This is a genomic window from Fusibacter fontis (assembly GCF_055378735.1).
On record NZ_AP042445.1, the window covers coordinates 1,814,984 to 1,841,210 of the forward strand.

The following is a 26,227-nucleotide window of genomic DNA, read 5'->3' on the forward strand; positions in this document are numbered from 1 at the left end:
GTTTGCGAAGCAAATTGACTAGGCACGTAGTAAAATTTGCCGTAGGTCGGTTTTTCGTAGAAAAACTGACTAGGCACAAGGTTATTATACCCTAGGTCATCAGACCCTGAAAATCACATATAGAGGTTCATTCAAAAGTGTTTGGATCGTTAGGTCAAGTCCTCGATCTATTAGTACCTGTCAGCTGAATGCATTACTGCACTTACACCTCAGGCCTATTACCACATTATCTTCATGGGATCTTACTCCATTTCTGGATGGGAAATCTCATCTTGAGGGGGGCTTCGCGCTTAGATGCCTTCAGCGCTTATCCCGTCCGAACTTAGCTACTCAGCTGTGCCATTGGCATGACAACTGATCCACCAGCGGTTCGTCCATCCCGGTCCTCTCGTACTAAGGACAGCTCCTCTCAAATTTCCTACGCCCACAGCAGATAGGGACCGAACTGTCTCACGACGTTCTGAACCCAGCTCGCGTGCCTCTTTAATGGGCGAACAGCCCAACCCTTGGGACCTACTTCAGCCCCAGGATGAGACGAGCCGACATCGAGGTGCCAAACCTCCCCGTCGATGTGGACTCTTGGGGGAGATAAGCCTGTTATCCCCGGGGTAGCTTTTATCCGTTGAGCGATGGCCCTTCCATGCGGTGCCACCGGATCACTAAGCTCTACTTTCGTACCTGCTCGAAATGTCTCTCTCGCAGTCAAGCTCCCTTTTGCCTTTACACTCTTCGCGCGATTTCCAACCGCGCTGAGGGAACCTTTAGGCGCCTCCGTTACTCTTTAGGAGGCGACCGCCCCAGTCAAACTGCCCACCTGACATTGTCCTAAACCAGGGTAACTGGTCATAGTTAGAATAACGTTATATCAAGAGTGGTATCCCAACGGCGACTCCGCTAAGACTAGCGTCCTAACTTCTCAGTCTCCCACCTATCCTGTACATGATATACCATTATCCAGTGCCAAGCTGCAGTAAAGCTCCACGGGGTCTTTCCGTCTAGCTGCGGGTAACCGGCATCTTTACCGGTACTACAATTTCACCGAGTCTATTGTTGAGACAGCGTCCAAATCGTTACGCCTTTCGTGCGGGTCGGAACTTACCCGACAAGGAATTTCGCTACCTTAGGACCGTTATAGTTACGGCCGCCGTTTACTGGGGCTTCAGTTCTGTGCTTCGATTGCTCTAACACTTCCCCTTAACCTTCCAGCACCGGGCAGGCGTCAGCCCCTATACATCATCTTTCGATTTAGCAGAGACCTGTGTTTTTGGTAAACAGTCGCTTGGACCTATCCTCTGCGGCCGACTCTAGCTCTGAACCTGAGTCGGCACCCCTTCTCCCGAAGTTACGGGGTCATTTTGCCGAGTTCCTTAACAATAGTTTTCTCGCTCGCCTTAGTATTTTCTACTCTCCCACCTGTGTCGGTTTACGGTACAGGCACCTGCTCCCTCGATAGAAACTTTTCTTGACAGTGTGATATCTGCTACTTCGCTACTATTTTCACTCCCCATCACAACTCACCCTTACAAGAGGCGGATTTGCCTACCTCTCAGACTCGTTGCTTGGACGCACTCAACCAATCGTGCGCTTAGCATAACCTCCTGTGTCATTCCCTCTCTCAAACGGTTCTCGGTGGTACAGGAATCTTTACCTGTTGTCCATCGCCTACGACTTTCGTCCTCGGCTTAGGCCCTGACTTACCCTGAGCGGACGAACCTTCCTCAGGAAACCTTGGGTTTTCGGCGGACGGGATTCTCACCCGTCTCTCGTTACTCATGCCAACATTCTCTCTTCTATACAGTCCACAAGTCCTTACGATCTTGCTTCGCCCCGTATACAATGCTCCTCTACCAATTGCCTAAGCAATTCCATAGCTTCGGTAGTAAGTTTTAGCCCCGGTAATCTTCGGCGCAGAATCACTCGACTAGTGAGCTATTACGCACTCTTTAAATGTATGGCTGCTTCTAAGCCAACATCCTAGTTGTCTGTGCAATTCCACATCCTTTTCCACTTAACTTACATTTTGGGACCTTAGCTGATGGTCTGGGCTGTTTCCCTTTTGACTATGAATCTTATCACACACAGTCTGACTCCTGAGTATAAGATATCGGTATTCGGAGTTTGATAGACTTCGGTAGCCGGTGAAAGCCCCTAGGTCATTCAGTGCTCTACCCCCGTATCTCTTTACCTCAAGGCTAGCCCTAAAGCTATTTCGAGGAGAACCAGCTATCTCCGGGTTCGATTGGAATTTCTCCGCTATCCACATGTCATCCCAACCTTTTTCAACAGATATGGGTTCGGGCCTCCAAGAGGTTTTACCCTCGCTTCACCCTGCACATGGATAGGTCACCCGGTTTCGGGTCTACGCCATACAACTTATTCGCCCTTTTCAGACTCGCTTTCGCTGCGGCTCCGTTCCTGAAGAACTTAACCTTGCTGCATAACGTAACTCGTTGGCCCGTTCTACAAAAAGTACATGGTCGTTCTTTAACGAACTTCCATTGCTTGTAAACATAGGGTTTCAGGTTCTTTTCACTCCCCTCTCGGGGTTCTTTTCACCTTTCCCTCACGGTACTATTCTCTATCGGTCACTAGGTAGTATTTAGCCTTGGCAGATGGTCCTGCCTGCTTCCCACAAAATTTCTCGTGTTTCGTGGTACTCCGGATCAGTCTCGCATACCTTCTCTTTTCGCTTACGTGGCTCTCACACTCTTCGGCCTACTTTCCCAAGTAGTTCTGCTAAGATACAGCTTTGCTTTGTTGACTGTCCACACCCCTTCGTCCGAAGACTCAGGTTTGGGCTCTTTCCATTTCGCTCGCCACTACTCTGGAAATCACTTTTGTTTTCTCTTCCTTCGGGTACTTAGATGTTTCAGTTCCCCGAGTTCCCTTCCTATAGCCTATGTATTCAGCTATGGATGACTGGACATTACTCCAGCCGGGTTTCCCCATTCGGACATCTACGGATCTACACTTGCTTGCAGCTCCCCGTAGCTTTTCGCAGCTTACCACGTCCTTCTTCGGCTCCTAGTGCCAAGGCATTCGCCCTATGCTCTTATTAACTTGACCTACATGTGGCACGTAATGTCATCATGCGCTCGTGAGAAACGTTAGTTTCTAGAGCGTTGTGACTTACTGTGTCATCATTCGATCTTTTTTTACACTTTTTTCATGTCTTCTCTATATGCAATTTTCAAGGTACGATTTTTTAATCACATATCCTTTAAAGACATGTGATTCATGGTGGAGATTAAGAGATTCGAACTCTTGACCCCCTGCGTGCAAGGCAGGTGCTCTCCCAGCTGAGCTAAACCCCCATGAGATAAAATGTTTCACATTTTATCGAACCCGACGTGGGAAACGTAGTTTCCAGGAGGGCTTATCCTCACACACTTTCGGCTCTTTATGTGAACCATCGTTTTCTATTCATTTATGAAGTTCTTATTTCCACTCTTTGATAATCTCTTATCTTTAAGCAGTCACAAGACCCTCAAAATTGAACAGCGCAAATGTCTATTTCTCCTTAGAAAGGAGGTGATCCAGCCGCACCTTCCGATACGGCTACCTTGTTACGACTTCACCCCAGTCATTGATTTCATCTTCGACAGCTTCCTCCCTTACGGGTTGGACCACTGGCTTCGGGCGCCCCCAACTTCCATGGTGTGACGGGCGGTGTGTACAAGACCCGGGAACGCATTCACCGCGACATTCTGATTCGCGATTACTAGCAACTCCAACTTCATGTGGGCGAGTTTCAGCCCACAATCCGAACTGGGATCGGCTTTTTAGGATTCGCTCCAGATTGCTCTTTCGCTGCCCGTTGTACCGACCATTGTAGCACGTGTGTAGCCCAGATCATAAGGGGCATGATGATTTGACGTCATCCCCACCTTCCTCCGTGTTATCCACGGCAGTCTGTTTAGAGTGCACAGCTTAACCTGTTTGCAACTAAACACAAGGGTTGCGCTCGTTGCGGGACTTAACCCAACATCTCACGACACGAGCTGACGACAACCATGCACCACCTGTCTTCTCTGTCCCGAAGGAAAGATCCGGCTAAGGATCGGTCAGAGAGATGTCAAGATCTGGTAAGGTTCTTCGCGTTGCTTCGAATTAAACCACATGCTCCGCTGCTTGTGCGGGTCCCCGTCAATTCCTTTGAGTTTCACACTTGCGTGCGTACTCCCCAGGCGGAATACTTAATGCGTTTGCTGCGGCACCGAGCTTTGACACCCGACACCTAGTATTCATCGTTTACGGCGTGGACTACCAGGGTATCTAATCCTGTTCGCTACCCACGCTTTCGTGCCTCAGTGTCAGTTACAGTCCAGTAAGTCGCCTTCGCCACTGGTGTTCCTCCTAATATCTACGAATTTCACCTCTACACTAGGAATTCCACTTACCTCTCCTGCACTCAAGCTAATCAGTTCCAAAGGCTTACATTGGTTGAGCCAATGCCTTTCACCTCTGGCTTGATAAGCCACCTACGCACCCTTTACGCCCAGTGATTCCGGATAACGCTTGCCCCCTACGTATTACCGCGGCTGCTGGCACGTAGTTAGCCGGGGCTTCCTCCTATGGTACCGTCATTTGTTTCTTCCCATAGGACAGAGTTTTACAACCCGAAGGCCTTCTTCACTCACGCGGCGTTGCTGCATCAGGCTTGCGCCCATTGTGCAATATTCCCCACTGCTGCCTCCCGTAGGAGTCTGGACCGTGTCTCAGTTCCAGTGTGGCCGATCACCCTCTCAGGTCGGCTACTGATCGTCGCCTTGGTGAGCCGTTACCTCACCAACTAGCTAATCAGACGCGGGCCCATCCCATACCGATAAATCTTTGTCGACTACATCATGCGATGCTACCGACTTATAAGGTATTAATCACCGTTTCCAGTGGCTATCCCTTTGTATGGGGCAGGTTGCCCACGCGTTACTCACCCGTCCGCCGCTTTCATAAGCTTCACTTAGACCGAAGTCCTCACTCCACTTAATCTCGCTCGACTTGCATGTGTTAGGCACGCCGCCAGCGTTCATCCTGAGCCAGGATCAAACTCTTAAAATTAATTTTAAAGTTTGCCTGTTATCTCATAAATGAGCTAACTTGCTTTTTTGTATAAACTTCTTGCAAAGTTTATCCGGAAACAACTGTTTAGTTGTTTTTATACTTTTCTTTGGAGTGTCTCATTAAATTGCTCTAACTCGACTCTTCAAAAGAATTGCGTTTTTTGGTTTTTTTCATTTGCGCTATTCAATTTTCAAGGTCCTGGTTGATCTCTTGTAATCGTTCTCAATTGCTTGAGACGACTGTTTTATATTAACATCGTTTCATCCAGATGTCAATATCTTTATTTGAGATTTTTTCATTTAATTTCAGCGAATAAGAACTGATTTTGAGTACCGCTCTTAGGCGCTTGTTTATAATACCAAATCCTAAAAATGATGTCAACAGTAAAAATAAAAAAAGATTATTCAGTCTTTTTCCTAGAAAACAACGTTCAAAAATCTTCATTATATAGTTCTTAAAATTGATAACTTATCGCTAAGAATCTATAATAATTCGATGCATCAATTTATAAACAATTTTCTAACCTTATATTTGTGATCTTTTTAAGTAGTTACTTAAGGATCTATTAAGTAGCTACTTAAGGATATATTTAGTAGCTATTCTATGATATATCTAATAGCTACTTAAGATATACTGAACAAAATTGTACTTTCAGAAATTTGGGCACATTTGAAATAATTCCATATAAAATGATTCAATTCATCCATACTGATTATAATTTAGAAGATTGTATAAATCTAATTTGTGAGAATCCCAATTTTTGAAATAGCGTGATTGAGCCATTTTAATTTACTAATACATGATTCTCGCACTGCACAAGGTTATTATGCAATTTCTTCAATTATTGCTTTCTTCAAACCTTAATTTGTGATATGTTTATATTAAATTAATTCGCGTGTCGAATTAATTTGCATCACTTTGCTTAACAGAAACTGTACTAGCATTTTTTCTGTATGCTGTATACGCTAAATTATTTTATTACTATTAAAAGGAGTTCATCCATGAATACAGCTCTCATTAAAAAGAGTTTTTTTAGACTTCCCAAATTATTTCTAGGTTTCTTAGTAATTGCTTTTGGAACTGTATTGACCATACAATCAAATCTCGGAATGAACCCGTGGGGTACCTTTCATCAGGGTGTTTCCCTTAATACCGGAGTAACTTTCGGGGTCGTTTCTCAAGTTACGGGTATTGTGATTATAATTTTTTCACTTTTTTTAAAAATCTATCCAGGAATCGGAACCCTCTTGAACATGTTTTTCATTGGCTTCTTCGTTGATGTTATGACAGACTTAAACATCATTCCTGCAACTCAATCCCTCGCACTTCAAATCATCTATCTATTATTAGGAACTTTTCTCTTCAATTATGGTATTTATTTGTATTTAAGCTGTGAATTAGGTGCAGGTCCTCGTGATGGCTTGTTAGTAGGTCTAGTCAAAATTACAGGTGTTAATGTGTCTATTATTCGCCCAATCATTGAAGTGACTATTGTTACGACTGGAATTCTCCTCGGTGGCGCATTTGGCATTGGAACATTGTTAAACGCTTTTGGAGGTGGTGTTATATTAAATGCTATTTTCACATTCCATTCTTTCAATCCAAAAATGACTAAACAAATGGTTTTAACGGATTTATTGGCCTCAAACTCTAACTCTTAGTTGTATCGATTTAAGAATACAAAATCTATATTTGCATCATTAGTAACTGAGTTTTCATCGTATTTGAGTTTTCATTACTAGTGATTGTTCATTAATTTCGAGTTGGAATGTAAATCTATATAAAAAATAAAACGAACTGCATTTCAATAAGCTGCATTTTATTGAAATCGTTCGTTTTTTTATTTGCAATCTAAAATGTGTTTAAATTTCCTGTTAGGTCGCTCAAGCAATTGTACCCTTTTCGATCTAGATAATCCTGAATACCCTCTAAAACCTCTATTGGTGCATTCGGATTCACAAAGTTTCCTGTTCCAATGGCAATGGCAGATGCTCCCGCTAAAATGAATTCAATTGCATCGCGTTCATTCATGATTCCCCCCATTCCTAGGATTGGAATGTTTACGGCATTATAAACATCGTGTATAAGTTTAACTGCAATTGGCTTTATAGCTGGTCCAGACAGTCCTCCACTTCCTCGCATCAGAACGGGCTTACGCTTTTCAATATCTATCACCATTCCAGCCACCGTGTTAATCATTGAGATACAATTTGCACCTTCACTTTCAACAATTTTTGCAATCTCTTTGATATCAGTTACATTGGGAGAGAGCTTTACAATTAAATGTTTATCCGTCACTTGTCGCACTTTTTTCACAATTTCTCTGACAACAGTTGGGTTTGTTCCAAATGCAAGTCCGCCGTTTTTTACATTTGGGCATGAAATATTCAGCTCTAATGAATCCACATCTGCTTTAGACAGAATTCTCGCCATTTCGCAGTACTCATCAATCGTGTTTCCGTTGATATTGGCTATGATTTTAAGATCAAAACGCCTTAAAAAAGGGATTTCTTCTTTTATAAAAGCGTGGACTCCTGGATTTTGAAGACCTACACTGTTAATCATACCCATCGGTGTTTCTGACATTCGCGTTCCTTCATTTCCTTCACGGGGTTCTAATGTCAGTCCTTTTACTGATATTGCACTCAAAGTATTAAGATCAATGTATTCCGCATATTCTCGTCCAAATCCATAAGTACCCGATGCCACTGTCACTGGATTTTTTAGAATTAATCCGTTGAGATCCACTGATAAATCTATTTTTTTCTCAGATGACACAGATTTTGTTTCCACTGTTTGATCGAAACTCTCATTCCCTTTGTCGCCAGTAAAAAATTGCTGTTTGATCGGATTATTCATTAAAAATCACCTCGCTCCCATAGAACATGGGACCTTCCTTACACGTGCGTACATGTTTATACTCAAAATCATTCTTCTTAACTTTACAAGTACAGACGAGGCAAGCCCCAATCCCACAAGCCATTTTTTCTTCCATCAAAAGTTGAATCGGAATATTGTGGTCTGCGCATATTTTAGCCAGTGATTTAAGCATAATTTCTGGTCCACATGCATAAATCATGTCGTATTGAGTTTCCTTTATTTTTTCTACAAATGGTTCTGTAACATAACCATTTCTATAACGTGAATCTTTTTCTGAAACAACGGTAATAGTTTGATTCGGACGATTAAACGATTCTTCTAAATAAGGAGTTTCACGGTACCCTAGGATGACATCTATTTGAGTATTTTCTTCCGGCCATTTTTGGTATAGACCTTTAACGGGTGCAACTCCAATGCCGCCGCCAACAATGAGAATAGATTTTGCTGGTAGTATCTCAAATCCATTTCCAAGTGGTCCCATCATTTCTACCTCTTGACCAACTTCAAATTGCGATAAAAGACGCGTTCCTTCTCCGATTACTTTGATGGTAAACTCAATTGAATTTTGATCAAAGTAACTAACGGATATTGGTCTTCTTAGTAGTGGCAATCCGGAATTAGAGGTTATGAAATTGAAAAATTGTCCCGGTTGAATTGCTTCCATTTGTTCAGGTCTACTCACTGTTATTTGAAATACATCTGTCTGTAACCATTGTTTACTGAGGATCGTAACTTTCCCATTAAATTTCATGTCATTCTCCTTGTGGCTTTACCAATATCTTTTCTGATTCTTTTCGAGCTCCTGATTAATTGCATCTCGCATCTCAATTGTTGCCTCTCTAGCAGCTTCTTGATAGTGCTTTGTCGTGCCCTCATATGCAAACAATATACCTCTAGACGAATTAATTATTGCCCCTAATCCATCTGAATTGAACGCATGAACGACGTCTTTAGCACCACCACCTTGTGCTCCGTATCCAGGTACAAGGAGGATTGTGTGCGGCATTTGTTTTCTCAACGCTATAAGTTCATCTGGATAAGTTGCGCCCACTACTGCACCGATTGGCGAATAGCCTGTCTCTCCTTTGTATTGTTGATTCCATTGGTTTACTATTTCAGCAACTTTTTCGTAAACCGTCTGCTTGCCTTGAGATTTTTCCGAGTCACAAATGAGATCTTGAAGTTGCCCTGAGGATTTATTGCTTGTTTTTACAAGAACGAAAATTCCCTTTTCATATTGAACAATTTCTTCCATAAATTCTTTCATGCAATCATCACCGAGATAAGGATTGACTGTTGCATAGTCCGCTTCAAATGCGCTGTGTAAACTATCGCCTATTTTCACTTTTCCAAGATGTGCAATGGAGTAAGCCTTTGAAGTAGAACCTATATCGCCTCTTTTAACATCAGCGATGACGATCAATCCTTTTGCTTTTGCGTACTCACAAGTTTTTTTATACGCCTGCATGCCCTCGACACCATATTGCTCATAAAACGCAACTTGAGGTTTTACCGCAGGAACCAAGTCGCAAATCGCATCAATAATGCCTACATTAAACGCATAAATACTTTCTGCTGCACCTTTTAAAGTTTCACCGTACAAATCAAAATTCACCTTCAAAATGTCACTTGGTATTCCCTCTAAACGCGGATCTAATCCCACTACAATTGGACTCTTTTTCTTGATAATTTCCTTTATTAAGCGATCACAAATCATCTTTCACCTCATTAGATTTATAGTTATCTGAAGATGTATATTTATCTGCAGATGTATAGTTATCTGCAGACTGTTATTTATCCGCTTTGCTAGACTCTTTTTTATAAACGATTTGACCTTTATGAATGGTCATGATGACTTCGCCCTTCCCTTGATATCCGTCAAATGGCGTATTTTTTCCTTTTGAAACAAATGTTTCTGATTGTATAATAACTTGCTTGTTGATATCTATAAGTGTCAAATCCGCATCATATCCTTCTTCAATTGATCCAACTTTTGTTAAGCGTGCAATTTTTGCTGGATTTTCTGTTAGTAGCTGAATCAATTGATCAAGCGATATCACTCCAGATTCCACAAGGGATTGATAGCTTACGCTAAATGCACTTTCAATTCCACTGATGCCAAAGCTTGCATTTTTGTATGATGTTTCTTTGCTTTCTTTGTCATGTGGTGCATGATCTGTTGCAATGGCATCAATGAGTCCTTCTTGGAAAGCTTTGAGTAAATACGTTCTATCTGCTTCACTTCGAATTGGAGGATTGACTTTGGCATATGGTGATTGAATATCCACCATATCCGTGCTAAGTGCAAAGTGATGAGGTGCTGCTTCACATGTAACTTCAAGACCTCTTGCCTTGTATTCTCTTATTGCGTCGATTGCTTCTTTTGTACTTAAATGTGAGACATGTAAAATTCCCTGAGTTTTTTCGCATAGTGCAAGATCACGTTTGACAATACTTGATTCTGCGACTTCTGGATATGGCGTATCCTGAAATTGACTCGTCAGTTCATGATCCTCAGAATGTGTCATGATTGGGCGATTCCATTTTTTTGATGCTATAAATGCGCGTTCTATAAAAGTATCATTCATCGTCGTTCTTCCATCATCTGACAGTGCAATGGCACCCTCTTGAAACAAGGCTTCATGATCAGTTAAGTGTTCCCCTCGAATTCCCACAGTTATTGCTGCGACTGGAAGCACCGTAATAATTCCATCGTCTTGAATGGTTTTTTTAAGTTTTCTGTAATGCGCTACTGAATCAATGACGGGGTTGGTGTTGGGCATGCACATCACAGTTGTATAACCGCCTTTTGCACACGCTTTTGTTCCTGTATAAATGGTTTCTTTATACTCAAATCCGGGTTCTCTTAAATGAACATGTAAGTCGATAAAACCTGGAGCGACGATTAGATGACTTGCATCGATGACTTGATCATTTGCTTCACACGACTGATTTGGTTGTATTTTTACAACTTTATCATTTTCGATGAGTATGTCGGTTATCTCATGAACATGCGTTTTAGGATTTACTAAGCAACCATTTTTAATGAGTAACATTGATATGCCTCCAGTCTAATTTAGGTTTCCGGATACAAAAAAACGCCTTAGCTCCTGCTAAGACGTAGAATAACCTCATGTTCGCATCATTCACCTTGCAGGTCTCTCGTACCTGATTAAAGGTTCTTTATTTTCTCCAATTTATCACATCTTTTGTTTCACTGTCAAGGTATTATATGATTTATTTATTATTGACTGTCTAAAATGAGTATGGTATTATTGACGAGATAAAAGAATACCTTTAACTTGATCCGAGAGGTCGAGAAGGCTGAATAAACGATGTTCAACTCCACTTGTGTGGTTTGATTCTGTATGCCTTTACGACTCCGTAGAGGTATTTTTTATGTCCAGACTTTAAAACGATTCAGAGAAATCAAAAGGAGGATTTATGAGACATTTAATTGAACCGGAAGATTTGACACTTGAAGAAATTGAAGCACTTGTAGATACGGGATTAGAAATGTACGCCAATCCAAAAGCTTACTCAAAACTCTGTGATGGAAAAATTCTCGCATCATTATTTTTCGAACCGAGCACGAGAACAAAGTTCAGTTTTGATAGCGCGATGATGCGTCTAGGCGGAAACGTGATTGGATTTGCAGATGCTGAAACGAGCTCTACTAAAAAGGGCGAAAGTCTTGCGGATACCATCCGTGTTATGGGATATTATGCAGATATTTTGGTAATGCGTCACCCAAAAGAAGGTGCGCCAAAACTCGCTTCACAATACTCTTCCATTCCTGTTATCAACGGAGGAGATGGTGGACATCAACATCCAACGCAAACACTCACCGATTTAATTACAATAAAAAAATACAAAGGATCCATAAGTGGTCACAATGTTGCCTTCTGCGGCGACTTAAAATACGGACGTACTGTTCACTCTTTAATCCGAACACTCGCGCGCTTTGGTACGAAAAAATTCACCCTTATTTCACCTGAAGAATTGAAATTACCGGATACTCTTAAAAGACAATTAATCGAGAAATACGGTGCAGAGTTAGTAGAAGTGAGATATATGGAAGACGTCATTGATACCGTGGATATTTTCTATATGACTCGTATCCAGAAAGAACGCTTTTTTAATGAAGCAGATTACTTGAAACTCAAGAATTCTTTTAAACTGACACGAGATAAACTGAAGTCTGCAAAGTCTGATATGATCATTATGCATCCACTTCCACGTGTCAACGAAATTGCCTATGATGTGGATGAAGATCCTAGAGCTGTCTATTTTGAACAATCTGAAATGGGTGTCTATGTTCGAATGGCATTGATTACAAAACTTTTGGAGGTGGGGCCATATGCTAGAGGTTAAGGGAATAGAAAACGGCGTTGTCATCGATCATATTAGTGCAGGGAATGGTTTAAAAATATTCAATCTCTTGTTTGCCGATTTGGAGCAACCCACTGTACTGTTGATGAATGTGAAGAGTGAACTTTTAGGAACCAAAGACATTATTAAAATTGAAAATGTGTTTGATGTCGATTTAGATTTATTGGGACTTGTTGATCCTAGAATTACAGTGAACATCATAAAAGATGGCAAGTTGTTTGACAAAGTCAAAGCCACTATACCGACGACGATTAAAGGTGGTATTAAATGTCATAACCCAAGATGTATTACGCATTCAGATGATTATGCGATTCCTGAGTTTAAACTGGTTAAAGCAAATGGCATCTTAGAGTATGAATGCTCTTATTGCGAAGAAATTACTGTCTATAAACTTTAATAAGAAAGACCTCCATTTAGCGGAGGTCTTTTTCTCTTTTATCATAACGCTATGCATTTAAGAATGATTTTTTCTGCTATTTTAATTCCATCTACTGCAGAAGATGTGATTCCGCCTGCATAACCTGCGCCTTCTCCACAAGGATAAATACCGGGATGCGTAATAGATTCGAGCGTTTCAGCATCTCGGATAATTCTAACTGGCGATGAACTTCTGGATTCGATTGCCGTTAAAATAATCCTTTCATCATCAAATCCAGGTATTTTTTTCCCAAAAGCTCCAAGTGCTTCATAAAGGGCTTCCGTCATAAAATTTGGAAAAAGTTCTGTTAAGTCAGCGTGTTTCACTGAAGGTTCATACGTAGGTTGATAGGCTTCAAACATTTCTTCATAATTCGCAATTTTTGATTTTATATCACGACTATTGGGGTGTGCTGCAGTATATCCCATTTTTGCTTCAACGGACTGCCTAAAGTCTCCAACACTTTGAATAGGTGCAGAATAGTTCCCGCCTCCCAATGCATAAGCGCGTTCTTCAAGTTTTCGTTGAAGCTCAATTCCCGCTAAAACGTCTTCGGTTTCAAAATCCGTCGGTTGAATATTGACCAACAAGGCACTATTCGCATTAGACAAACTTCTGCTATGATAACTCATTCCATTGACGACCAATCGATTTTCTTCTGAGGCTGAAGCGACGACTTTTCCACCTGGACACATGCAAAAGGAATAAACACTTCGGTTGTTTTTAGTGCTATGTGTAACTTTATACTCGGCTGCACCAAGTCTTGGGTGCTGAAAATTGGGACCAAATTGACTTAGATTAATTAATGGTTGTGGGTGTTCAATTCTAACGCCCATTGCAAATGGTTTTTTCTCAAGTGCCATGTTCATCATTTTTAATTGCATCAAGGTACTTCGAGAACTATGTCCAATTGCTAAAATTAAGGATTTCGTACAAAATGTTTTTCCATCATGACAAATTACTTTTGTATGATTGTCCCCTAATGATTCAAATGCAATAGCTTGCGTGTTAAAGTGTATCTCTGCTCCAAGTTCTTGAGTTTTAACTCGAATGTTTTTTACAACTTGACTTAGCACATCGGTTCCAATATGAGGTTTATTGCGATACCGAATGTCTTCAGGCGCTCCTGAATCGACTAAAACCTCTAAAACACGTTCAATTCTCTCATCCTTAATACGCGTTGTCAATTTACCATCTGAGAAAGTCCCTGCGCCACCTTCTCCAAATTGCACATTCGACTGTGGATTCAACGTTCCTGTATTCCAAAAATGTTCAACTGTTTTCTGGCGATCTTCAACAGGTTCACCCATCTCAATCACTATGGGATTTAATCCTGCTGTTGCAAGTTCATAAGCTGCAAAAATCCCGCCTGGTCCGTAACCGATAATGACCGGGCGATCATCGTTTTTCAATGAAGTCGCATTTATCTGGGATTGATACTTTATTGAAACTGGAAAATAGGGTTCGGGTGCTTTTGAAAATCCCTTTTTTAGTAACCAATCTCCTCGATCTGTTTCGATATCGACAATATAAGAAAATACGATTTCTTTACGTGCATCTATGGATTCTCGTATGATTTCAAGATGCTGTATTTCCGTTTCTTTTAACGCTGTTTTTTTCGCCACTTTTTTAAGAAAAGTCTCTTTTAAAACGGGTTCATCTAATGTGAATTTGACTTCTGTTACTCTAATTTTCATTTCATAGTCCTTTTTATATGCATTTTCATTTTTATCAAATGATTCGGTTAATGCTCGTCCGATTCTTCCGAGGTTATTTCAGTCGGCTCCACTTTTTCTTTTAATTCAACCATGCCTAGTTCTTTAGCGCGCTGAATGACTTGTTCATCCGTCAATGAGCGTTCAAATTTCTTTTGATCTTCATAGAAACTTATCACACCGTAAAAAACCAATGAAAAGCCAATTAATAACAAGATAAAATATCGGATCATTTTTTTTGTATTAAATACTAAACCCATTTGTTTCATGTTCGCCTCATGTTATTTATTTTGCTTAATTTTATTATATAGCAACCAAATATCAGGTGTTTCAAAGCCACGTCTCCACGCTGCTGCACCTCTCAAATCAAGTTCTTTGATGATATCCAGTTTTGCATCAATTGTCTGTGCATCTTCAATCCAAATTTTTACTTGCGCATCTTCTTCAAAAAATGTCGCATAATATAGTTTGTCTTGATCATCCCAAATAGGGGTTAATTCATACTTTTCAATGAGATTTGCTTGGGCTTCCATTCCAATAGCAGTCGACTTTGTTTGATACGTATTTGTCTTTTCTGACGATGGATATTCTCTCCAGACTCTTGTGTACATCGGTAAACCCATAATCAATTTTTGAGGATCTACAATGTCTGCGAGTGCTTCCATGTGATCTTTCACCCAGTCATAGCTTGCAACTGGACCACTTTTAGGACTCGATGCCCAGTATTCATCATATGTCATTACGATTAAAAAGTCTACAATTTTGCCCAGTTTTTCATGATCATAACATTTTGACCAATTATCACTTCCACCCATTACTGTGACGTCCATTGATACAATCACATTTTCTAGATGACAATAAACTGATAGTTCGTGAACAAAATGTGACAACGCATCTTTATCCTCTAAATAGACATTTTCAAAGTCTATGTTGATGCCATCATACCCATATGTTTTTATCTCCGTTATAAGTGCCTGAATAAATCTTTGTCGAGCATTCGCGTCATTTAAAAATTCATGAGTACGCTCAATATCAAATGCATTTGAAGCGAGCGCCCAAATCTTATAGTGATTTTCTCGAGCCCACTTAATATAGTTTTCTGACACCTTGCTATTGATATTCCCATCTTTGTCGCTTAACTCATACCAGGTAGGTGAAATGACATCGAGATGAGGCATATTCGAAATATTAGTCGTATCTGGATTGGTACTGTAAACAGCTTCCCATGTCATTACGATTGAATCTGGATATTCTTCAGCGGGTGAAGAAAGCTTTACAGAACGTTCGCCTTCAATTTGTTCGATGCTATGGTCGTCTTTGATGGCGATATAACCGACTTGCCCAGTCTCAGTTACCACTTGTATCGACTGATTGCTAATCGTCCCCACATAGACAGTAGAAGGCTTTAATTCACCTAGTATGGGCGTTTTATAAAACACATTTTTGATCTTGTATATAAACGTATCTGAGGCTTTATTGCGACTATAGGACTCTAAATCAGCCTCCGAATTAAAAAGCCAGGTTTTTGTTGTGAGTGTCAGATTTTGAGAGGCTTCATAATGATTCAATATAATCGCACTCGTTGAAATTTTAGATTCATTTAAGCAGTATAAGCCTATTTTTTTGCCTACTTCCGTTTGGTTTAACTCAATCAAATCAAGATACCATTCGTTGTTTATTTGTTGAATTGTTATTTTGTCAGGTAGTGGTTGATTGTTTAATGTCGTTGTACCATCACCGGAAATACACACATGTTGGTTGGCATTTACAATACTCAGGAGCTTGTTTTTCGAATCAAAATGATAGGATGTATCACTGTCATTGAGCGCATCAAATCGGATGAAAAGATGACCAGTTTCACGGTAAAGCTCAATAACTTCATCTGCGTTAGGATCATCTTCTGATTCATAATTTGAAAGATAAATCACTCGATTATTGGGTTCTATAATTGTGTATGGACTTAATAGCGCATTTACTTTTCGTCTGATTTTAATATTTAACTCAATATCAATTGCCAAGATAGCAGAAATCATGATTGTGATAATCAATATGACACTCAATAAGCTCAGTACTGTCTTTTTCATGTTGCCTCCCTATTATTCACATGAATTTGTGGATAATTTTTATGCAAAGCGCTTTGTTTTTCAATAATATTCAAAGTTATCAACATTATCCACAGCTTGTCCACAGATTCACGAAAATCTTTCCACACTAAATCGTTCAATAATATCAATCTCATCCACAGTAAATCCACCTTTATTTGTGGATATCTTTAATTGCTCATCAACAGTTTCTATGCCCTCTAAATCTGGTAATAGCACCCCTTTTTTGTCCTTACTATATACAACGACGCCATACTTATGTGGATCCAGTTTTGAGATATCTTGAATCTCTTCAAGCGGAGATAGAACATCCACTTGAATGGTGATTTCTGCTAATTCATTGACTTCAAGCGAATCAAACCTATAATCCCTTGAGCATGCTGAAATGGCATTGGTGATGATTTCCTCGAGCGCGTTTGAACGTGTAGGCATAATGGTTCCAATACAGCCCCTAAGAAGTCCATATTTTTTTATCGATACAAAAGTCCCTCTTGGTTGATGTAATTGCTTAATTTCTTTATTTCCTTTATAAGTTTTTCCATTGAGTAGAATGTGATCTTCTTTTAATTCCCAAGTAGGTGGTTTTCTATTTTTTATATAATACTCAATGACTTCTCGAGCAATTTGGACAAATAGGTGTTCATTTTTTTTTGTTTCTGCAAGTTGAGCGTTTAATCGATCATAAATACGTTTGATAGAATCTGCTTCTATATGATTTGAGACGTTTTGACTTTTAGGCGTCAGTTTTGCGACAAGATATCCAACGCCGAATGGACCTTCATAGCTTAAAACTTCAGACTCAAGCTCATAGCGGCTTAAACTTCCCAGCATAAGTGCATATGATCTTAATCCACATTCAGATGCTCGATTGATTTTATTCGCTGATTCTAAAAATATATCATAAGGATTCTGATTTTCAATATTCTGTTTCATCAGTTGATCAAACCAAGGTCCATTTTCATTGTAATCATATGGACCATCTGTCTTTAGCGCGTGTGACATGTCTCCACTAGCAATCACGACAATCCTCTCATTCATGCTGTCCGATACAGATTGAATCATTGCACCATTTTTCAATAGTTCAAGATATGGTAAACTTCCATAACTCATTGCAACGACTTTTATAGGAGATTCATTTTCCAGTAAAAAATGTAACGGTACCAACACACCATGATCCAGCGTAGGTGAAAACTGAAACTTTTGAAAAAGCTTTTGATCCACTTTATAATAGTAACCGCCATTTTCGTCAGAAAATTGTGCTAGTCGCTCTAGAAATATTTGATTTTTTTTATAGAATACATCTGGTTGAGTAGAACCGAATGCGCTTAGATTGCCTTTGTATGGGGTAAAGTCGTAAAGCGAAATTGCATCTGTAAATATCGGTCCATGCGGTGAAATCACCACAATTGTATCTGGTTTCAAAGTCATTATTTCGTCTTTAATTTTTTGATAAGCTTGAATGGTATTTTTCACTTGGTTGCATTGCCAAGTGCCTATCTCCTCAATAAATACTGGAGCGTGTGGTAATAAATAACCAGCTAAGATTGGCATTGTATCCTCCTTTGGTCACATGCTTATATCTATGATTTTTACCCTTATTCGAATGTGGCATTCATCGTTTCCATTAAAAAATGGATTGTGCTCTATTAACAACATAAGCGCTTAAACGCAAACAATAAAAGTCCTTAAATGATAAATTTAAGGACTTTCAATCTATATGGATCTATTCGTTCACTGTATTTTGATTGTGCTGAAGTCCAGCCTTATGAAGTTGTCTAAAGTAAGGACTATTATCCATCAACTCTGAATAAGTTCCAATGTCGATTATCTTTCCTTTTTTAAAGACAACTATTTTATCAAAATTTTTGATGCTGTTCAACCGATGCGCAATTGCAATTACAGTCTGGTTCTTTGTTACTTCCAGCACTTCATCCATTACTTTTAATTCCGTTACATTGTCGAGCGCTGAAGTTGCTTCATCTAGAATGACGATTGGTTGCTTCGATAACCACAATCTAGAGAGCGCCACTCGTTGTCTTTCTCCACCTGATAGAGAAATTCCCCGTTCGCCAAGCTCACGATCCAACTGATTTATACAGGTTGCGTCTAATTGAACTTTTTCTAATGCACGTTTTAACAGATCATCCTCAATTAAGTGACCAAATGACATATTTTCTCGAAGGGTACCGTCAAAAACTGGGGAATTCTGAGGAACGTAATGAATAAACTGATAACAGTCATTTAAACAAAGATCCTTTAACTCTTTCGCATCTAACTGAATGCTTCCAGATGAGTATTTTAAAAGACCCATCAGCAACTGTACGAAAGTCGTCTTTCCTGATCCACTTTCACCAACTAACGCCACGTGTTCACCTGCTTTTATCTCCAATGAAATCGACTCAAGTACAGGTTGATTCTCATATGAATAACTCATGTTTTCAACGGTAATCTCACCTTCCAACGAGGTGACACTTGTTCCGCGAAAAAGTTGTTGATCTTCTTGAAGATCTAAAAAACCTGTAAACTGTTTAAATGCAGTTTGATCTAATTTGTACTGTACATACTGCACATTAAATATTGCGATAGGAGTATAGGCATTCTCAATTAAAGCTAGTAACGCAACCACTTCTCCCACTGTAATCGTTGATTCATACCATGCGAATACTAATATCGTGATGTTTAATGCTGCAACAATCAGTGCAAAAATGGTGAAAAATGCTTCGTGAATTAAGTTCATTTTAACTTTTGAATGTACAATTTGATCTTTTGCTTTTGAAGCTTTCAAAATTTCTTGATCAAACTGTCGATGAAGGCGAAAGACAATCATTTCCATAAATCCTCTTACAAGATAATGGTTCATCGCTTCTTCATTCTTGAGAATTTTTTCTTTATATCGATAGAGTAATTTGAGCAATAAATTGGTAATGATGAATACAATCATATATCCAATTAAAATCCATGCTGTGATTGTATGATTGATTTTCCAAATGAAATAGACACTAAATGCAATCATCGGAACTAAATCTCGTAGGACATTTAACCAAAATCCATAAATAATGTCTCTTGCAGCAGATGCTCCATTTTCAATCTTTTGTGTGAGCTTTCCTGTTCCTAGTTGCTTATAATCACCATACTGCATCTGGCTAATTTTCTTTAATGATAATAGTTTAAATCCTAAGTAGAAGTTATGTTTCAACTTTTTCGAAGGATACTCATCTAAATAATTTAGAATGTATACTGAGAATAATATGACACCATATACAATCAGTGTTGTCATTTTTAACGTCTGAGTGGATAAACCATCAATGACAAACTGAAACATTCGAATTTTAACATTTGATAAAAAGGCAATTAGTATCCCAATTCCCAAATAACTGATAACACTGACTAAATTTTCTTTTATGATTGCTTTTATATAACGCATACTGCACTCCTCATATTTTTCTGAATTGATTCAATATGATTGTACAGTTGATCTGCTAGCAGATACTCAATTCGCTCAGCACAATTTGCTAACAGTTACATCAACTGTACTGAGCAGTTACCGTTTTTGATTTTCATTTTGTCTCCTACTTCGGTTATTTTCAGATTCGTCTACTATACTTTAAAACCATATATAGACCTTTCATAAAAAGTATATCTTATATATGCCACAATTAAAAGGCATCTTTACCTATTTTAATATAATTTTAACTTTAATTTGTTCAATAAAAAAAACCTTATCCGATATGCATATCGAATAAGGTTTGATAAATAAACTTGGATTAACGTTTTGAGAATTGTGGTGCTCTTCTTGCTGCTTTGAGACCGTATTTTTTTCTTTCTTTCATTCTAGAATCTCTTGTTAAGAATCCAGCTGCTTTTAATACCGCTCTGTAAGAAGCATCTACTTGTAATAAAGCTCTTGAAAGACCGTGTCTAACTGCACCAGCTTGACCAGTGTAACCGCCGCCTTCAACTTTTACGATAACATCGTATTTTCCAGCAGTGTTAGTTAAACCTAAAGGTCTTTGAACTTCTCTTCTTAAAGTTTCGAAGTTAAAATATTCATCAACAGATCTACCGTTAACGATGAATTTACCTGTACCAGGAAGTACTCTAACTCTAGCGATTGAAGTTTTTCTTCTTCCAGTACCTTGATATTGAATCGTCTTAGCCATGAGTTATCCCTCCCTTATCCTTTGATTTCTAAAACTTCTGGTTTTTGAGCTTCGTGTTTGTGCTCTGGACCAGCGTATACTTTTAATTTAGTGTACATTTGGCTACCTAAAGAGTTGTGTGGAAGCATGCCTTTAACAGCAAGTTCGATTACTTTTTCAGGTTGTCTTTGGTTCATTTCTCTAAAAGATCTCTCTTTTAAATTTCCGATGTAACCTGTATGCCATCTGTATTTCTTAGCATCCATTTTGTTACCTGTTACTCTGATTTTTTCTGCATTTACAACGATAACGAAATCACCGCAATCTACGTGTGGTGTATAAATTGTTTTATGTTTTCCTCTTAAAATCGCAGCTACTTCTGAAGCTAAACGACCTAATGTCTTTCCATCTGCATCAACTACATACCACTTTCTTTCAATCTCAAGTGGTTTTGCAACATAAGACTTCATTTGAATCCTCCTTCAAAAATATTTCACCGTTTTATCTCAAAAACCCGGGGCAGGATCTTTAGATTATCATTTCTTAGTAGTGTTATAGGTTAATATTTACACTACAAACCACAATCTATTTTATAGTAAAACACTCCCTGTGTCAACAACAATCTTTAAAGTATATTGTCGTATGAGTTCACATAAAAAACAGGTTGTTTCGAACTCCCAAGATGATTCTCTTGATGATTCTCTAGATGGTTTTTCAGCTCAGTTTTATCATAAAAGACGCGTTGTAAGTAAAGTCCATTCGCTGGAGCGGTAAATCTTGCTCTATTACGGTTTTTGCTCATGATGATCTCAGAAAGTAACTGTGAGTCAATTTTTCCGTTACCTACATGTAATAATGTTCCAATGATAATTCTCACCATATTATACAAGAATCCATCTCCCGTCATGGTGATGATCAAGAGCTCATCCCTTTGCGACAATGTCATCTGATAAATGGTTCTTATAGTATCTTCTTTGTTGCTTCCTGTTGCCATGAAAGTCCTAAAATCATGCGTTCCAATAAAAGCAGTCATTGCCTGTTTCATGGCGTCCAGATCTATCGGATAGGGATAATAATAACAATAAGGCGCTCTGAAAGGATCCCGTGATTTCCCCAGTAAAATATGATATTCATACGTTTTAGCGATTGCGGAATACCTTGCATGAAAGGCATCCGATTCTTCTTGCACGCTTATAATGAAAATATCATCTGGAAGAGATCGATTTAAAACATATCGAAGTTGTTCTACTGTCATTGGCAGCTCTTCTTCAAAACTGAAACACTGTCCAAATGCATGTACACCCGCATCCGTTCTCCCAGATCCGTCAATGTTAATATCTCTATTTAAAATATTTCGCAATTCCTTTTCAATAGTGCCTTGAACACTGGATTGGTTTTTTTGACGTTGCCAACCATGATACTTACTACCGTCATATTTGACTATCATTTTAACTGTACACATATGACACCTATAAAATCCAACAAATCACTAAATATATCACCAATACCAAACTTCCGTATAAGTCTCTCATACCATACTTTAAAACTTTAAGACGCGTTCGTCCTTCGCCGCCTCTATAGCAGCGCGCTTCCATCGCCATTGCAAGTTCATCCGCTCGCCGAAATGCGCTGATAAATAACGGAACTAACAGCGGTATCAATGCCTTTGCGCGATTCATCACGTTACCACTTTCAAAATCAGCGCCACGTGCCATCTGTGCTTTCATGATTTTATCTGTTTCTTCTAAAAGCGTAGGTATGAATCTCAATGCAATGGTCATCATCATTGCTAATTCATGTGCTGGTAAACCAATTTTTTTAAACGGATTCAGTAAATACTCAATTCCGTCGGTTAATTCAATTGGAGAAGTCGTTAACGTCAAAATGGACGTTCCGATAATAAGCAATATGAGTCTAAATGCCATAAAAACGGCTCTTTCTAAACCTTCCCAATACACTTTTACAAATCCAAGTTGAAATAGCGGATCACCAGAACCAGTAGTTAAAAGAACATTGATCAAAAATGCAAATAGAATCAACATAAATACTGGTTTAAGTCCCTTAAGAATAAAGTTCAGTGGAACCTTCGAAAGTTTAATCACTATCGCTATAAAAGCTATAATTGCAACATACGCAACCATTTGATTAATCAAGAATAATGAAACCAAATATAATAATGATGCCACTATTTTAAATCTTGGGTCAAGTCGATGAACAACAGATGGAACACTATAATATTGTCCAATGGTTATATCTCTAAGCATGTTGTTTCTCCTAACAATCTGTTGATAATTCAATAACCTTAATTCTTATTCTCTAAATATTCATGAAGCGCTTTTAACGCATCTTCTACTGTAATAATTGAAGGATCCATATGAAATCCATTTTCATTTAACGCACGTACGAGATAGGATATCTGTGGAACTGCTAAACCAATATTTTCAAGCAACTCAATTTCTTGAAACACAATTTCAGGTGAGTCATCCAGTACAACAGATCCCTTATTCATAACAATTAATCGATCTGCAATTTTAGCCATATCTTCCATACTATGCGATACAATGATTACCGTCAAATGATCTCGCTCATGCAACGCCTTAATTTGCATTAAAATTTCATCTCTGCCTCTTGGGTCAAGACCGGCTGTAGGCTCATCTAAAATGAGAACCTGAGGTTTCATTGCCAATACCCCTGCAATTGCCACGCGTCTTTTTTGCCCTCCACTTAGTTCAAATGGCGAGCGATCTTTATATTTTTCATAATCAAGTCCAACTATTTCCATGGCGTCTTTAACGCGTTCGACAACCGTTTCTTCATCCAGACCTAAATTATGTGGGCCAAAGGCAATATCTTTTTCAACTGTTTCTTCAAACAATTGATATTCGGGATATTGAAAAACTAATCCAACTCGTCTTCTAACTTCTAATAGGCGTTTTTTTCTTTCAATTGCTTCTGCTTTGCGAATGCGTTTTTTCTTTGTTTGCTCCAGGTCTAAACCTTCGGTAATGTTATATCCACTGACGATAATTTCACCCGATGAAGGTTTTAAAAGTCCGTTAAGTTGTTGAATCAGCGTGGACTTTCCAGAACCAGTATGCCCAATCAATCCTATAAATTCTCCAGATTCAATCGAAAGTTGAATACGATCTATAGCGACGGTTTCATTAGGTGTGTTCTTATCATAAATGTGGGTTAAATCCTCTATTTTAATTGACATAAATTGTTCACCAACTCACTTACTGTTAAATTTGATACTGAAATAGGGTATCCCATTTGATTCAATTCATGGGACAATAACGTAACTTGAGGGACATCCAGTCCAATTTGTTTTAACTGTCTCACTTGAGAAAAAACTTCCTTAGGCGTTCCTTCAAGAACAATTTGTCCGTCGTCCATCACAATAACTCGATCTGCTTCAGCTGCTTCATCCATATAATGTGTTACATGGACAATTGTCATCTTTTCCATTTTATTTAAATGGTGTATTGTTTGAATCACTTCTCGTCGACCAGACGGATCTAGCATCGCTGTCGGCTCATCAAAAATAATGCACCTTGGTTTCATAGCCAATATTCCTGCTATTGCTACACGTTGTTTTTGTCCACCTGACAAATGATGAGGCGGTTTGCGTTTATAAGCACTCATTTTGACGGTTTCCAATGCTTCGTCTACACGCTTTCGAATTTCTTCTGATGGTAAGCCCAAATTTTCCGGTCCGAAAGCAACATCTTCTTCTACAATCGTCGCAACTAATTGATTGTCGGGATTTTGGAATACCATCCCAGCTCTTTTCCGGATTTCCCAAAGCATATTTTCATCTGATGTATCTAATCCATCTATTGTAATCTTCCCATTTGTTGGAAGGTATATTCCATTTAATAGTTTTGATAATGTTGATTTTCCAGAGCCATTATGACCTATGATCACAACAAACTCGCCCTCACGAATATGAAGATTGACATTTTTTAATGCAAACTTCTCAGGATCTTGTTCATCTTCATATCGAAACGACAACTCTTCAACTTTAATCATGTTCTTATCCACCCTTAAACCAAGTCTTAATTGTATTATAAATTGTTTTCAATTGAAACGCCATAATATGGAGAATAATTAATAATTCGACAATATGTAAATATCATGTTCAAATATCATCACATGATAAAAGTAAAAAAGGGACATAAGTTTAAACTTAGTCCCTCAATTATTATACTAACTCTAATTTGCACATAGGCGCTGCGTCGCCTCTACGAGGACCTGTTTGAATAAGTCTTGTATAGCCACCGCTGCGTTCTTTGTAATTAGGAGCGATTTCATCAAATAACTTCTTAACTACAGCTTCATCAGTTACAAATGCTAAGACTTGTCTTCTTGCGTGAAGATCGCCTCTTTTAGCAAGTGTAATCATTTTGTCAGCAAATTTTTTAGTTTCTTTTGCTCTTGTTACTGTAGTTTCGATACGTCCATTTCTAAGAAGTGATGTTGTTAAGTTTCTAAGCATCAACTGTCTATGTGATGAAGGACGTCCTAGTTTACGGTAATCTGCCATCGGTTTCCCTCCTTTACTCGTCTTCTGCTCTTAACCCTAGATCTAATTCTGCAAGTTTGTATTTAACTTCTTCCATAGATTTTTTACCAAGGTTACGAACTTTCATCATATCATCTTCGCTCTTATTAGTCAGTTCTTCAACTGTATTAATTCCTGCTCTTTTGAGACAATTGTACGAACGAACCGAAAGGTCTAATTCTTCAATTGTCATCTCAAGAACTTTCTCTTTAATATCTTCTTCTTTTTCGACCATGATTTCAACACCTGTGATGCTATCTGTCATATCGATAAAAAGATTTAAATGTTCTGACATAATCTTTGCGCCTAAAGAAGTTGCTTCATCTGGTTTAATGGTTCCATCTGTCCAAACTTCAAGGGTTAATTTATCATAATCTGCTATTTTACCAACTCTAGTTTTATCCACTGTGAAATTTACTTTTCTTACTGGAGTATAAATAGAGTCAACTGGAATGATTCCTATTGGCAGACCTGCTTCTTTATTGTTTTCTGCTGTGACGTATCCACGACCTTGCCCGAGAGCTATTTCCATATAGATTCTTGAATTTTCTTCTAGTGTACAGATATGGAGATCAGTATTCAGTATTTCTACGTCAGCATCAGCTATGATGTCACCTGCTGTTATCTCTCCCGCTTCTGATGCCTCGATTCTTAAAATCTTAACATCTTCATCTGAATGAATTTTCGCAAATAATTCTTTCAGGTTTAAGATGATTTCAATGACATCCTCTTTTACACCTGGAATAGTTGAAAACTCATGTAGAACATTTTCAATCTTAATCCAACGAACCGCAGTTCCCGGCAAAGAAGAAAGTAAAATACGTCTTAAACTGTTACCTAGTGTTGTGGCATAGCCTCTCTCAAGTGGTTCAACAACAAATTTGCCGTATCTTCCTTCGTTAGACAATTCCACACACTCAATTGTTGGTTTTTCAATTTCAATCACTATTTAAGAC

The 26,227-nt window shown here is 38.8% G+C and carries 20 protein-coding genes, 1 tRNA gene and 2 rRNA genes; 3 read left to right on the forward strand and 20 right to left on the reverse strand.

Translation table 11 applies throughout. From position 1 onward, the window contains the following. Nucleotides 1-150: 150 nt before the first annotated feature. The 3 genes from ACZ41W_RS08210 to ACZ41W_RS08220 form a co-directional block, all read right to left on the reverse strand. Nucleotides 151-3,066, reverse strand: a 23S ribosomal RNA gene (locus ACZ41W_RS08210). Nucleotides 3,067-3,238: 172 nt separating this feature from the next. Then, nucleotides 3,239-3,314 (reverse strand) — tRNA-Ala (locus tag ACZ41W_RS08215). A 210-nt stretch (nt 3,315-3,524) separates the two neighbouring features. Next, nucleotides 3,525-5,058, reverse strand: a 16S ribosomal RNA gene (locus tag ACZ41W_RS08220). The 16S and 23S rRNA genes sit together here with 1 tRNA gene alongside, the layout of an rRNA operon. Before the next feature lie 1,004 nt (nt 5,059-6,062). Here ACZ41W_RS08220 and ACZ41W_RS08225 point away from each other — a divergent pair. Then, nucleotides 6,063-6,722 (forward strand): YczE/YyaS/YitT family protein, encoded by a 660-nt coding sequence (locus ACZ41W_RS08225; protein WP_464311496.1) that lies wholly within the window; start codon nt 6,063-6,065, stop codon nt 6,720-6,722. 190 nt (nt 6,723-6,912) lie between these two features. On the opposite strand, the gene ACZ41W_RS08230 is transcribed toward ACZ41W_RS08225, so the two are convergent. The 4 genes from ACZ41W_RS08230 to ACZ41W_RS08245 form a co-directional block, all read right to left on the reverse strand. After that, the gene (locus ACZ41W_RS08230) at nt 6,913-7,920 is read right to left on the reverse strand and encodes a dihydroorotate dehydrogenase (RefSeq protein ID WP_464311497.1); all 1,008 of its coding nucleotides are present in this window, start codon (nt 7,918-7,920) and stop codon (nt 6,913-6,915) included. Next, nucleotides 7,913-8,692 (reverse strand): dihydroorotate dehydrogenase electron transfer subunit, encoded by a 780-nt coding sequence (locus ACZ41W_RS08235; protein WP_464311498.1) that lies wholly within the window; start codon nt 8,690-8,692, stop codon nt 7,913-7,915. The genes ACZ41W_RS08230 and ACZ41W_RS08235 overlap by 8 nt, the downstream gene beginning before the upstream one ends. 18 nt (nt 8,693-8,710) lie before the next feature. Then, entirely contained in the window at nt 8,711-9,658 is a 948-nt protein-coding gene (gene pyrF / locus ACZ41W_RS08240; protein WP_464311499.1) for an orotidine-5'-phosphate decarboxylase, read from the reverse strand. Nucleotides 9,659-9,731: 73 nt separating this feature from the next. Further along, on the reverse strand, nt 9,732-10,997 hold the full coding sequence (locus ACZ41W_RS08245; protein WP_464311500.1) for a dihydroorotase: 1,266 nt from the start codon (nt 10,995-10,997) through the stop codon (nt 9,732-9,734). 388 nt (nt 10,998-11,385) lie between these two features. Here ACZ41W_RS08245 and pyrB point away from each other — a divergent pair, with 388 nt between their 5' ends. After that, nucleotides 11,386-12,315 (forward strand): aspartate carbamoyltransferase, encoded by a 930-nt coding sequence (pyrB, locus tag ACZ41W_RS08250; RefSeq protein WP_464311501.1) that lies wholly within the window; start codon nt 11,386-11,388, stop codon nt 12,313-12,315. Next, nucleotides 12,302-12,730 (forward strand): aspartate carbamoyltransferase regulatory subunit, encoded by a 429-nt coding sequence (locus tag ACZ41W_RS08255; protein WP_464311502.1) that lies wholly within the window; start codon nt 12,302-12,304, stop codon nt 12,728-12,730. Before pyrB ends, ACZ41W_RS08255 begins: the two co-directional genes overlap by 14 nt. Nucleotides 12,731-12,771: 41 nt before the next feature. Here the strand turns inward: ACZ41W_RS08255 and ACZ41W_RS08260 are convergent, their stop codons facing one another. The 13 genes from ACZ41W_RS08260 to ACZ41W_RS08320 form a co-directional block, all read right to left on the reverse strand. Then, nucleotides 12,772-14,448 (reverse strand): NAD(P)/FAD-dependent oxidoreductase, encoded by a 1,677-nt coding sequence (locus tag ACZ41W_RS08260; RefSeq protein WP_464311503.1) that lies wholly within the window; start codon nt 14,446-14,448, stop codon nt 12,772-12,774. 47 nt (nt 14,449-14,495) lie between these two features. Then, the gene (locus ACZ41W_RS08265; protein WP_464311504.1) at nt 14,496-14,735 is read right to left on the reverse strand and encodes a hypothetical protein; all 240 of its coding nucleotides are present in this window, start codon (nt 14,733-14,735) and stop codon (nt 14,496-14,498) included. A 12-nt stretch (nt 14,736-14,747) separates the two neighbouring features. Next, the gene (locus ACZ41W_RS08270) at nt 14,748-16,550 is read right to left on the reverse strand and encodes a glycosyl hydrolase family 18 protein (protein ID WP_464311505.1); all 1,803 of its coding nucleotides are present in this window, start codon (nt 16,548-16,550) and stop codon (nt 14,748-14,750) included. Between the two features lie 108 nt (nt 16,551-16,658). Then, nucleotides 16,659-18,119, reverse strand: coding sequence for an AmmeMemoRadiSam system protein A (gene amrA / locus ACZ41W_RS08275; RefSeq protein ID WP_464311506.1), 1,461 nt, complete (start codon nt 18,117-18,119; stop codon nt 16,659-16,661). Nucleotides 18,120-18,291: 172 nt separating this feature from the next. Continuing rightward, nucleotides 18,292-19,992 carry an ABC transporter ATP-binding protein gene (locus ACZ41W_RS08280; protein WP_464311507.1) on the reverse strand — a complete coding sequence of 567 codons (1,701 nt, stop codon included), beginning with the start codon at nt 19,990-19,992 and terminating at the stop codon, nt 18,292-18,294. Nucleotides 19,993-20,332: 340 nt separating this feature from the next. Then, on the reverse strand, nt 20,333-20,728 hold the full coding sequence (gene rpsI / locus ACZ41W_RS08285) for a 30S ribosomal protein S9 (protein WP_464311508.1): 396 nt from the start codon (nt 20,726-20,728) through the stop codon (nt 20,333-20,335). Between the two features lie 14 nt (nt 20,729-20,742). Continuing rightward, nucleotides 20,743-21,177, reverse strand: coding sequence for a 50S ribosomal protein L13 (rplM, locus tag ACZ41W_RS08290; protein ID WP_464311509.1), 435 nt, complete (start codon nt 21,175-21,177; stop codon nt 20,743-20,745). 155 nt (nt 21,178-21,332) lie between these two features. Further along, nucleotides 21,333-22,154 carry a tRNA pseudouridine(38-40) synthase TruA gene (truA, locus tag ACZ41W_RS08295; RefSeq protein ID WP_464311510.1) on the reverse strand — a complete coding sequence of 274 codons (822 nt, stop codon included), beginning with the start codon at nt 22,152-22,154 and terminating at the stop codon, nt 21,333-21,335. A 22-nt stretch (nt 22,155-22,176) separates the two neighbouring features. Then, on the reverse strand, nt 22,177-22,971 hold the full coding sequence (locus ACZ41W_RS08300) for an energy-coupling factor transporter transmembrane component T family protein (RefSeq protein ID WP_464311511.1): 795 nt from the start codon (nt 22,969-22,971) through the stop codon (nt 22,177-22,179). Nucleotides 22,972-23,009: 38 nt separating this feature from the next. After that, nucleotides 23,010-23,924: an energy-coupling factor transporter ATPase gene (locus ACZ41W_RS08305; protein WP_464311512.1), complete on the reverse strand. Its 915-nt coding sequence runs from the start codon at nt 23,922-23,924 to the stop codon at nt 23,010-23,012. Continuing rightward, nucleotides 23,909-24,751 (reverse strand): energy-coupling factor transporter ATPase, encoded by an 843-nt coding sequence (locus tag ACZ41W_RS08310; RefSeq protein WP_464311513.1) that lies wholly within the window; start codon nt 24,749-24,751, stop codon nt 23,909-23,911. Before ACZ41W_RS08310 ends, ACZ41W_RS08305 begins: the two co-directional genes overlap by 16 nt. Before the next feature lie 160 nt (nt 24,752-24,911). Beyond that, on the reverse strand, nt 24,912-25,253 hold the full coding sequence (rplQ, locus tag ACZ41W_RS08315; protein WP_464311514.1) for a 50S ribosomal protein L17: 342 nt from the start codon (nt 25,251-25,253) through the stop codon (nt 24,912-24,914). 13 nt (nt 25,254-25,266) lie between these two features. Then, nucleotides 25,267-26,217, reverse strand: coding sequence for a DNA-directed RNA polymerase subunit alpha (locus tag ACZ41W_RS08320; RefSeq protein ID WP_464311515.1), 951 nt, complete (start codon nt 26,215-26,217; stop codon nt 25,267-25,269). Between the last annotated feature and the right edge of the window lie 10 nt (nt 26,218-26,227).